Origin of the sequence: Legionella drancourtii LLAP12 (assembly GCF_000162755.2) — a bacterium.
GTDB lineage: Bacteria > Pseudomonadota > Gammaproteobacteria > Legionellales > Legionellaceae > Legionella > Legionella drancourtii.
In genome coordinates this window covers 43,430-52,930 of sequence record NZ_JH413850.1, presented here as the reverse complement: position 1 = coordinate 52,930, position 9,501 = coordinate 43,430, and the positions used below count along the sequence as shown (strand labels likewise).

The following is a 9,501-nucleotide window of genomic DNA, read 5'->3' as shown; positions in this document are numbered from 1 at the left end:
TTATGCAAGGCAATGAAAAACTTGGCCAGTTTCCTGTGTTAACAATAGGAAATATTTTATGTTTTGGGCAGGTATCCATATCACCTGCACTGATGGGATTTTGTGGTGAACGAGGTATTGGCCTATCATTTTATTCAGTATACGGTAAGTTTCTTGCACGTGTTATAGGCCGAGAAACTGGGAACGTATTGTTGCGAAGGATACAATATAGGTATGCAGATGAACAGGAAAAATCTATTTCAATAGCACGTGTTATGATTGGTGCAAAAATAGCGAACAGTCGTTCAGTACTGTTACGCGAAATTCGTAATCATGGTGAAAATATTTTGTTGCATCAAGCGGCAGAAAAACTGTCTAATAGTTTACGACGTTTGCAATTAGCCTTTAGTGTGGAACAATTGATAGGAATAGAAGGGGAAGCGGCGGCAATCTATTTTGGTGTTTTCAGCATGTTACTGCGTAATACTGGATTTGAGTTTGTTTCTCGTGTGCGTCGTCCATCAACGGATCCTGTTAATGCTCTATTATCATTTGTTTATTCGTTACTAACCCAGGAATGTATGTCCGCCTTGTCGGGAGTTGGTCTTGATCCCTATGTTGGGTTTATACATAAGGATCGACCCGGTAGAGCAAGCCTGGCGCTAGATTTGCTCGAAGAGTTTCGTGCTGCGTGGGCTGATCGTTTTGTGCTAACATTAATTAACCGTAAACAAATACAGTTAAGAGATTTTGTGACCGAATCCAGCGGTGTGGTGCGCCTAAATGACGAAGCTCGGAAATTATTATTAGCGGCGTACCAAGAGCGCAAACAAATTGAAATCATACACCCTTATTTACAAGAGCAAATACCGCTTGGTTTATTACCGCACTGCCAATCTTTGTTACTCGCGCGTCATCTACGTGGTGATACTAAATTCTATCCACCTTATTTAATGAAATAATTATGCTTATACTTATTACATATGATGTAAACGTAACGACGCCAGGTGGTCAAAAGCGTCTGCGTAATATTGCAAAAATTTGTCTTGATTATGGTTTAAGAGTACAAAATTCAGTATTTGAGTGTGAGGTTGATCCGGAGCATTTTGTTACCTTAAAAAAGAAACTAATGGAACTAATTGATCCCCAAGTTGATAGTTTGCGATTTTATTTTCTTGGCAAGAAAGGAAAAAATAAAGTTGAGCATGTAGGCGCAAAAGTAATCCCGGATCCATTGTGGGATCCATTAATATTGTGATCCGCTAACCATTAGTACTCATGAAAACCCCAGGGGGTTAGCGAAATCTAATTAATTGATATTTAAGTATTATTTTTTTGAACTATTTTTAATTAATTAATGATGTGTATTTTTAAAATACATTAGCGGAATATCGCTTTTTTTTCGTTATTTTTTAATGTATTACTAGGTGGTAAGTCGCACCCCGTGCGGGTGCGTGGATTGAAACACCAACAAACCTACGTGGTACCCCTTTAGAATCTTGTCGCACCCCGTGCGGGTGCGTGGATTGAAACTTGTAATGACGCACAGATAGTGTGGATTATGGGGCGTCGCACCCCGTGCGGGTGCGTGGATTGAAACATAATGACTATCACCAGGCTAGTAATCAATTGTAAAGTCGCACCCCGTGCGGGTGCGTGGATTGAAACATAACCTTTGATAAAAATATTATCAGTATGGAAATCGTCGCACCCCGTGCGGGTGCGTGGATTGAAACCCCTACTTTTAAAAAAGAGTATGACTATTTTACATGGTCGCACCCCGTGCGGGTGCGTGGATTGAAACCGGCACTACTGCTAATCTATTATCTATATCTTTAACCGTCGCACCCCGTGCGGGTGCGTGGATTGAAACCTGTTACTTTATAGTCAATCGCATCAGTGATTGGGTCGCACCCCGTGCGGGTGCGTGGATTGAAACATCTATACTCCATCCATATCTAGCTATTAGCAGTGCCGTCGCACCCCGTGCGGGTGCGTGGATTGAAACTAGGCTTATCCGATCAGTCTATGGACTACTTATATCGTCGCACCCCGTGCGGGTGCGTGGATTGAAACAGGGCATATGTAATATCAAATGGCAGTGTAGGGGTAGTCGCACCCCGTGCGGGTGCGTGGATTGAAACCCCCAGTCTGTTGCCATATGTCACCTTCGTCATAAAGTCGCACCCCGTGCGGGTGCGTGGATTGAAACGGTTCAGCAGGTGCTATCACAGGGCGAAATGCGGGTGTCGCACCCCGTGCGGGTGCGTGGATTGAAACATTGAGATTACTTAAGTCTTGCCTAAATTGTTGCTGTCGCACCCCGTGCGGGTGCGTGGATTGAAACAAACTAGTTCAGGTCGTATATATGAAGAGTATAGTGTCGCACCCCGTGCGGGTGCGTGGATTGAAACCTTTGTCCACAAGTGCAAGTCCTGCGCTTGCCATGTCGCACCCCGTGCGGGTGCGTGGATTGAAACATTACTACGTATCGCATTAAGTATATCTATTAAGTGTGTCGCACCCCGTGCGGGTGCGTGGATTGAAACTCTGCTATATGGTCTAAGTACATCTCTAATACTTCTGTCGCACCCCGTGCGGGTGCGTGGATTGAAACGAGCCACTCCGATGGAAAATCAAAACTGTCATTGTCGCACCCCGTGCGGGTGCGTGGATTGAAACGACTATACTGTTCTGGCAAAGTGTTGTATCCCAAAGTCGCACCCCGTGCGGGTGCGTGGATTGAAACGTAGCTCCTAAAGGGTGGAAGTGTGTGTCGATCGAGTCGCACCCCGTGCGGGTGCGTGGATTGAAACACCGGACTATAGGTGCAAAGAGCATAACATCATGAGTCGCACCCCGTGCGGGTGCGTGGATTAGAGCTCTTGCATAACATCAAGAATTGATTAAACTTGTTAATTTTTGGCAAGGATGTTGATGAAGTTTGAGCAAATCAAAGAAGAGTCTTCAGATGATTTTCGTAGACTTACAGGGATTAAACGCACAACTTTTGATGTGATGATAAGGATATTGAGAGAGGCAGAGTTTATTCTTAGAGCTCAAGGCGGCAAACCAAATAAATTGGCAATTGAAGATAGACTGCTTATGACCCTAGAGTACTTGCGCGAATATAGAACATACTTTCATATTTCACGTAGCTACGGTATCAGTGAGAGCTCTTGTTATCGAAATATACGTTGGGTTGAAGACACTCTTATTAAAGATGGGCAATTCTCATTGCCTGGGCGTAAAGCGTTACTTAAAAGTGACGTTGAATATGAAGTTGTGCTTATTGATGCAACGGAAAGTCCCATTGAACGCCCCAAAAAAACCAAAAACACTTTTACTCAGGCAAAAAGAAAAGACATACGCTAAAGACACAAATTATCGTGGATAAGAAGCAAAAAGCAATTATTTGCACAAGTTTTTCCAACGGTAAACGACATGATTTTAGGTTGTTTAAGGAATCTGGTGTACATATTCATCCTGAAATTAAAAGTCTTACAGACACAGGCTATCAAGGGATACATAAGCTACATCAAAACTCGGCACTGCCAAAGAAAAAGACAAAAAAGAATCCCTTGACCAAAGAAGATAAAAAGAAAAATCGTGAGTTATCCTGTGAACGGGTTTCAAACGAAAATGTGATCGGCATGGTTAAACGTTTTAAAATTATCGCTGATCGTTACCGAAACAGAAGGAAACGATTTGGTTTGAGATTCAATTTGATTGCTGGAATTTATAATTTTGAACTTTAGAGAGATTATGTAATGAGTCAATATAAAGGTGAGTGTTTATGCGGTTCCTGCCGCTATATCATTATGGGTGAAAAGCCAAAAGCGATGTATTTATGTCATTGCAGCCGATGTAGAAAAGAGAGTGGTACAATTCATGGCGCCAATGCTTTTTTTAATAATGCTCAATTATTATGGGTAAAAGGCCAAGAGAATATTACCTATTTCAAGTTGGAAGGGACAAGGAAGCAACGCGCATTCTGTAATACCTGTGGTAGCCCACTTCCTAGGCTGGAGGATGACTCTAATGTGGTTTTACCAGTAGGGACAATAGATGATGATACATTTCTAGAGCCAACAGCTCATATTTATTACGCCAGTCGCTCATCTTGGGAAGATAAAGTTACAGATTTGAAACGATTTGATGAGCTACCGAAGGTGGATTGAAGATTGGATAAAAGCTAGCCTTTATCTTTTTTGTGAGGTTATGCAAGAGCTCTATTGAAACATTTGGTGCGACATGCATGTTAAGGCTGCTAACACCGTCGCACCCCGTGCGGGTGCGTGGATTGAAACAAGATAAAATGTAGTATCCAGGCTAAAAAGCAGTAAAGCGCTCCCCTTTAGTGATATGCTCACAAAGGAAGATCTTTCTCGCCATATGAACAATATGAAATACCGGAAGCGTATTTTTTCACCGGAAGTGACTTTGGAAATCAATGGGGGCAGACTCGCATAGCACTAAGTTAAGGAAAAAAGTGTTATAAAACATTAGGGTATGTTGAGTGCGCACATCCAAAGCGGTTATTATGCTTTTTTCGAAGAAATCATAAAAAGCCAAGGAAGTGCGTGTGAGTATTTGTACCAGTATTTTAAGTAAAAATCATCATTTAAAATAGTTGATGGTTCCACTGTGTCTATGCCTGATACCCTGAGCAATCAAAATGCTAAAAAGCAGGAGCAGGCTATTCCAATAGCCCTGATAGCAGCGCAGACTACAGTTGCTTAGGGCTTTTGATTCATTTACCTTACTGCTATCCCCTGAACAACGAAGCCAGTTAGCCCATTCCTTAGCGTCTAAAACAGTCGCTAATCGCCCAGGAAGGGATGAGCCTAGAAGTATCAAACGAAGGCCAAAACCCTTCCCTTTACTGCAGATGGCAAGGGCGTTATATAAAAATGGCGCTTGAAAAAAATCTTAACCTAGTGCCATTCGAGTTTGCCCCATTGATTATTGTAAATCAATAAAATGTGTTTTCCATTGTTCCTTTAGCCGTTCTAGCAATATGCTCTCTTTTGTATAAAAAGAGAGCATATTGTATGCACAGAGAAGGCAACGGTAAAATAAAAAGCAAAGCGTGGTTTTATGAGCTAGGGCTTTGCTGTGCGGAATTCCTCAGCAACTGATGGGCTAAACGAATCCGGTGTGGGCCCGCGGCCACCTCCTTCGAGTTTAGCCCTGCGTTCTTCTTCTTTTCTGGGCTGAAAGAAGGAGTCGCCTGATAAACGTTTTTTCTTTCTACCCATATCTTCTCTGATGAAATCACGTTTGCGATCACAACGCTCAAGGGCATCGAGTCCTATGCTTTGCTTTTGTGAGCTTAGATGGGTTGATGGTTGGGTTTTCTGGTTGCTTGGTATTGTTGATTGAGTGGGTCTCTGCAGAATTTTGATGGGGGCTTCTTTTTTAGGCGCAGCAACTATGCCGACCCAGCTGCTTTGGGCTGGTTTTTGTGTATACTGCTCACTCTTGGTTTGAGATACTGAGGAGGCTGTTGATTGACTTGTTTCTGATCGTTGAACGACAGCTGCCCAATTTTGGGTAGACGGTGCAGATATTTGAGGGGCAACCTCTTGCTCTTTCTTAGCAGGGAGGGCTGCGGTGCTTTTTTGAGAAGGTTTGGTTTGTTCAGAGAGAGGCTCAGACTTATCTTTACTCTTTTCTGGTGCGAAGGAAGACAAATTCTGGAAGTTATTCTTAAGTTGTATCATGTCTAGGATATCATCTAGATTAATCAGGCGTGCTTTAGCCTTTGGGGAAAGGTTGTTCCAGTCAAAGGGGGTATCTTTGAACCAGGCTGTATAACCGTATTTTTCAACAATGCTTTCCATGGCTTGTTGCCGACATTTATTTTGATAGGCAAGTTTGGCTTCCTGCTTGGCCAGCAATTTTTCGAGTTGTCCTGTCATTTCATTAAGAATTCGTTTTGCTCTAAGCTGAATGCTTTTAACTTTCTTTTCTATAGTTTCTGCTTTATGTATCGGCTGCCATTCTTCGAGTAAAGAGAGGGTTTTCTTGAGATAAGCATTATTGTTACGAAGGTGCTTGATAGCTTCGTTAACCTGCGTTTGCAGGAAAAAGGCGAGACGATGGTAATCTGCTAGTTTGTAGTTTAATTGAATCTGAGCAAAGGTGTTTCTGTTCTTTTCAGCTCTTGCTAACTCTTTTTCTAGTTGTTGGGGATTATAAACAACAGGTTTAGCCTTTAATCGAATAGGCCTGTCTTGGGTAAGGGATTCAACCTGCAACTCTAAAAATTCTTCCTCTTGGCAGTCAGGAAGGGTTCTTATTTCTTGACTATCAGGGCTTATACTTAGGTTTGCCTTCTTTTGAGCTTGTGCTTGTCTTAAGCTCTTTTCCTTTAACAATTGAGCTTCATATTCCTCTCTCGCTTTTTCTACTTCTGCTTCATATTCCTTTCTCGCTTTTGCTACCTCAGCGTCTTGTTCTTGTCTTAAGGCTTTTTCCTCAGCCTCTTTTTGTTTAAGCGTTGCTACTTCCTCTTTAATTTTCACTAAATCTTTTTCGGCTGCAGCAAATTGACTATGAAAGCACTTAAAGGCAGAGGGTTTACTTAATGTTTTCCCGATATGAATCAGTTTTTCTGTTTCCGCAAACCACTGACTTGGATCAGCTTGTGGGAATTTGCTGTAGTTATAACCCAAGTGCGTCATTTGGTAGATAACAAAGCTTAGTTCGCCCGATAGCGTTTCTACCAAGGAAAAGCGGGAACTATTATCCATCTTTAGGTCTGGGACTAAGTCTAGTGCTTGCTGATAGGCGCTAGTAATGCATTTTGCAACCTCCATCATAGTAGTCCCCTTATGATGAACTTTAAAATCGGTTATTAATTTATATTGCTGATAAGCCTGGGCTCTTTTTAATTCATATTGGGTTAGTTGGTCTTCATTCTTTTGAGCAGTTTTAAAGGCGTCTTCAAATAATTGATAGGCTCTGAGGGGAACTCTATTTCGGTACGCTTCTTTTACTAGATTTTTTACCTTGGGGTCAGACAATTTCTCAGGGTTGAGTTCATCAAGAGTTAAAACAAAAAATACAAGGCGATCTAAGGAAATATTCTCAATCAGTTTGGGGATTTGGGTTTGGTCTTCGGGAAAAAGTTGTTTAAGTTTATCTTGATGACGTTGCAATTTTGTCCAAGCAATCACAATATTTGGATAAAAAGTGGATAGTTCGTCTATCCGCTTTTGCCTAGGGATATGGCGGTTAGTTTGGGCCTTGCGAATATCTATCTTTAATAGAATATGTTGAAGGTTAATCTCATAGTAGATGCAGAAATAGATGTTCTTTTTGATTTCTTTAAGACGAATTTTAATCAACTCTCCCTCTTCAGAGTTCTGAGCTAAGGCTGATAGTTGTTTATAGCTGTTAGTTAAGGCTGGACTAAATTCTTTATTGAGCCTGGTAATCATTTCTTTGACTCGTTCCATCTTAGCTTTTTCGCTGATATAAACATCAATATTGGTTTCTGGAAGGGGTTCTCGAAAATTTTCATCAAGAATAAGGGTGTCAAACTGATCCTTAAAGATCAATAGATTAGCCTGGATTGTGTGATCGAGGCAAAACAGCTGTTGCTTTTTGATTTCCTCAATCAAATTGTTTTTTTGTTGTTCATCTGAAGCAGGGATTTGGGCAGTTTTGAGTAGTGAAATAAAGTATTGCAGTTTTTTGGGGTAAACCTTTTCTAGCTTTATCGCTATATTTTGGATCTCTTCTAAAAGACGTTGTTTATTCGGTCGCGAACTGCTTTGTGAATGTTCTGGCGGAGCTTTAAGCTGGGTCGCTAGTTCCTCACACTGTTTGAATAAGTTTTGCAAATCAAGAGCATGTGTTTCCCACTGTTTCTTTAGTCGATCTAGCATGATGATACCTGGTCAAAAAAAGAACTATGTTACTATTGGGCACGGTAGATGTAAAACAAAAAAGTTAAAGGGCAGCAATACCCTCTTAAACTGAGTTATTTTTTTAGTGGGTCTAATTGAATTAAATTTAAGCAAATAGTTTAGTGGCAGGCATGGTAACTCAATTTTGAATAAATTCTACTTGGGCTAAATTCAACCTTATAGACGTCAGTAGATAGTACAAAGCAAGGACGCTTAATTAACGCCCAGTGCTTGTGCTCAAAATTATATCCTTGATTCTTCGGCATGTTAAATGTTTCATTCTCAATTTTCCATCGAGAACGGCCTGCATGCGTGATCTGATCTCTCACTTTTATTGAATGAACTTAACGTTTTCATTCTGGTTCATATAGAAGTAGTTGTTCAATTCTATCCATATCCTTGGCCTCCCAGCATAATTCAAAAAGTTCATCTTCAGCAGATTTAGCTACTGATAGCTGGGGGGTAGATGACGAGCTGTAAAATTTAACGGGCTGCTGTTTTCGTAAATTTAATCAATGAATTCGAGTCAAACCAGACGCAGTGGTTGGTGATGCATTATATGGTTCTTATCGTCTTTTTTATTTGTTTAATCATTGCAGTATCTAAATCGTTAAGTAACCAAACTCCTGCTTGAGTTGCCGTAGCACCCCAATCCTTTGGAATACCGCTAGTGCTTGTTCCCATGGAGAAAATCAGAATTTGTCCTGCAGCCTTGGGAATAGAAAGAATGGCTGGAGCTTGTGCCTGTTGTATATTGTGTCCAGCTCCTGCATGAGCGATATGTTCTTTATTTAACGTTTCAAGTGTCTCACAAAGGCCAGTAACACCCCAATCTAAAATATGGTTATTGGCCAGGGAACACACATTAATCTTTGCTTTTGTTATAGCCTCAATATTCTTTGGATGCATTCGGTACTGGATCCCTTTTTTAATACAAGGGGTACCATCACTTGTCACGCTAGTTTCCAAATTAATGAGACTTACATCGGGTTGTCTGTAACCCAGTTCCTTTAAGGCATCGTTCCATAAGTAATCTCCATGAATAAAGCGAGGGATTTTTCCATTAATGCGTTCAGCTAGTAAAACATAATTTCTGGCATCTTGAATATAAGATTCGTAAATTTGAGGTTCAGAAGGGTGTGTTAATATCTGATCAATACCTCTACCGGTCATTACATCGCCACTTAAAAAAATTCTTAACGGAGATTTTCCAGGCATTTTAATCTTCCTTGCTTAGGGCGTCTTGTAATAATTTTCCTTTAATTGCAAAATATCGTGAAAATATTTTTTATCAATGCTGAGCTTATATTTTTTAGCTAGATGAGCATGCGCAACTTCTTCATTTTCTTCTAACATATTATCTTTATAAAGAAAGGCAAGAACATCCTCGGTAACTGCCCATTGATAGATTAACCACTTCCATTCTGTTATTTTCTCAGCCACAAAATCGACTTTAAATATAGTGTTTGGCTTTTCGTGAATCACCGCTGTTTTAAGTAAGGCAGGATGCATGGCTTGTATGTAGTCACGTGCAGTGATTAATGTTTTTCCTGTATCGTTGACATCATCAATAAGCAATATTTTTTTGCCTTCGACTACGGTA

Annotated in this window: 7 protein-coding genes and 1 CRISPR repeat array; of the genes, 4 read left to right on the top strand and 3 right to left on the bottom strand. The window is 40.7% G+C overall.

What is annotated here, in order from left to right:
• From cas1c to LDG_RS17715, 4 genes are all read left to right on the top strand, one after another.
• On the top strand, positions 1-941 hold a 941-nt coding region (gene cas1c / locus LDG_RS17735), incomplete at its 5' end, for a type I-C CRISPR-associated endonuclease Cas1c (RefSeq protein WP_083821508.1).
• A 2-nt stretch (positions 942-943) separates the two neighbouring features.
• A complete protein-coding gene (cas2, locus tag LDG_RS17730) occupies positions 944-1,237 on the top strand; it encodes a CRISPR-associated endonuclease Cas2 (protein ID WP_006872856.1) in 294 nt (97 codons plus the stop codon).
• 176 nt (positions 1,238-1,413) lie between these two features.
• Positions 1,414-2,862: direct repeats of the CRISPR family, unit length 32 nt; unit sequence GTCGCACCCCGTGCGGGTGCGTGGATTGAAAC.
• Positions 2,863-2,916: 54 nt separating this feature from the next.
• Positions 2,917-3,737, top strand: a protein-coding gene (locus tag LDG_RS19135; protein WP_085955958.1) for an IS5 family transposase whose coding sequence is annotated in 2 segments (ribosomal slippage) — positions 2,917-3,310 and positions 3,310-3,737 — 822 coding nt in all. Because the reading frame shifts where the segments join, the coding sequence is not laid out codon by codon here.
• 12 nt (positions 3,738-3,749) lie between these two features.
• Complete coding sequence (locus LDG_RS17715; RefSeq protein ID WP_040536560.1) at positions 3,750-4,160, top strand: GFA family protein; 411 nt, start codon at positions 3,750-3,752, stop codon at positions 4,158-4,160.
• Positions 4,161-5,084: 924 nt separating this feature from the next.
• Here the strand turns inward: LDG_RS17715 and LDG_RS17710 are convergent.
• The 3 genes from LDG_RS17710 to LDG_RS17700 all read right to left on the bottom strand — a co-directional run.
• Complete coding sequence (locus tag LDG_RS17710; protein ID WP_148263608.1) at positions 5,085-7,610, bottom strand: coiled-coil domain-containing protein; 2,526 nt, start codon at positions 7,608-7,610, stop codon at positions 5,085-5,087.
• An 843-nt stretch (positions 7,611-8,453) separates the two neighbouring features.
• Positions 8,454-9,116: a CapA family protein gene (locus tag LDG_RS17705; protein ID WP_006872848.1), complete on the bottom strand. Its 663-nt coding sequence runs from the start codon at positions 9,114-9,116 to the stop codon at positions 8,454-8,456.
• Positions 9,117-9,131: 15 nt separating this feature from the next.
• Positions 9,132-9,501 (bottom strand): phosphoribosyltransferase (locus LDG_RS17700; protein ID WP_267878856.1); only part of this gene is annotated, 370 nt, incomplete at its 5' end.

Bases quoted from the DNA above. Each gene is read 5' to 3' on its own strand.
- cas2 (WP_006872856.1), top strand. From the start codon at position 944: ATGCTTATACTTATTACATATGATGTAAACGTAACGACGCCAGGTGGT.
- LDG_RS17715 (WP_040536560.1), top strand. From the start codon at position 3,750: ATGAGTCAATATAAAGGTGAGTGTTTATGCGGTTCCTGCCGCTATATC.
- LDG_RS17705 (WP_006872848.1), bottom strand. From the start codon at position 9,116: ATGCCTGGAAAATCTCCGTTAAGAATTTTTTTAAGTGGCGATGTAATG.